Annotated in this window: 1 protein-coding gene and 1 pseudogene; both read right to left on the reverse strand. The window is 43.5% G+C overall.

Translation table 11 applies throughout. The annotated features are described in order from the left end of the window. Positions 1–61: 61 nt before the first annotated feature. A pseudogene (locus tag KIV40_RS31985) lies at positions 62–1,241 on the reverse strand (heme biosynthesis protein HemY). Continuing rightward, positions 1,241–1,546 (reverse strand): uroporphyrinogen-III C-methyltransferase (locus tag KIV40_RS31990; RefSeq protein ID WP_285353359.1); only part of this gene is annotated, 306 nt, incomplete at its 5' end. The gene KIV40_RS31990 and the pseudogene KIV40_RS31985, both read right to left, overlap by 1 nt.

Consider the following 1,546-nt stretch of genomic DNA (forward strand, 5'->3'; position numbering starts at 1 on the left):
GAAATGTACAAAAAAGCCGATGCATCTCTGCATCGGCTTTGTGGGGTTGTCATTACGTTTGTTATGCCGACTTCACTAAGCCTAAAGCCTTACGTGAAACTTCATGGGCAGCTTTGGTTAGGTTCTGTTTCTCAAGAGCATCAGACAGGTAACCATAATCTGAAACGTTAGAGAAGCTCTAGCGCCTTTTCAAAGTGCGCTTGCGCTTCTGTCCACTTTTGCTCTCTTAGGTAGAACTGCGCCAGAGCACTGTGGGCTTCTGCGTTGCTATCATCTTTCTTCACTGCTTTTTCTAGCATAACAACCACAGGGTGGTGGTCGGTTAGGTTAAGTTCTGGAAGCAATGTATACAGCTCGTTTGATTCGCTCTTAGCAATGTTCTCTTTGATGACTGTAAATGCTTCTGAGTCTGCCTTGCGAGCAATTAACTGTTTAACAAAACAAGAGACAAGGTGTGTACTTTGTTTTTGCTTGCGAGATAGCTTATTCCAGTGACTGATAAGTCCCTCGCTACCCTGTTGCTTAGCGACATCGGGCAGTAGACCACATTGTGCTTTCTGTTCTAATGCGATTTGTTCTTCTGCTGTGACTAGCTTGCTTTTAACCAATTTTGGCGTCAGTTCAATCAGAGGCTGCCATAACTTTAGTTCAACGTAAGTTGTCTTTAATAGACCTAGAACAGCAGTGTTGCTTGGGTAAGTGCCTTTTAGAGTCGACAGAGTATCAAAAGCGGCTTCAAAGTTTCTCTCACTGATCTGTTGCTTAGCTTTAGTTAGTTCAACAGCAAGCTGAGAGTTATCTTGTTGGCTAGCAAGTTCGATGTACTTATCACGCTCATCTTTATTGCCTTGCTCATGTGCAGCTTGTGACGCTACTAGGTAGCAAAGCAATGGCATGTCGTGATGATTAGCCCAGCGCGTCACTTTTTTCTCTGCGCCTTTCCAATCACCTTCAAGCAGTTTAACGATACCTTCATTGGTGTAACGACGTGAACGTTTTTGCTTACGCACACTGAACCAGTTCCACGTAGTAGAACTTGCGTATACCACCTTCTTAAACAGGTACTCAAGGCCAAAGAGTGCGGCCAATAGCGCGATCACAAAGATAACCAAGGTAGTCACACTCATCTCAATTGTTTTATTGGCAATAGAGATTAGAACGTAGCCTTGTTGTCCCGAGAACTGTGTACCGACAAATAGACCGGCGCCAAGGACTAAGAAAAGAAAAATCCAACGAATCATTATTTCTCCTCCTTGATCGTCATTGTAGTGACTTCACGACGTAGACGGTCACGAATGACATCTGAAAGAGAGCTTTGAGACTCAAGCTTCACTGGATATTTTACCGTGATGTTTTGTTCGCTCAATTGCTTGATGGCTTTCTCAAACTCGATTACTGAGTTGTTGTCTTGGTTCAGGTATGCTGTTGACCACTCGTTTGCTGTTTCCAGTGCAGCGGTATAAATATCACCTTGCTCTTTGTAAACTGCGCGGATTGCTGTCTCAAGCTTACCCTTAATATTTTCTCTTAAATAAAAGTGCTGCTC

This window comes from Vibrio sp. D173a (assembly GCF_030248475.1).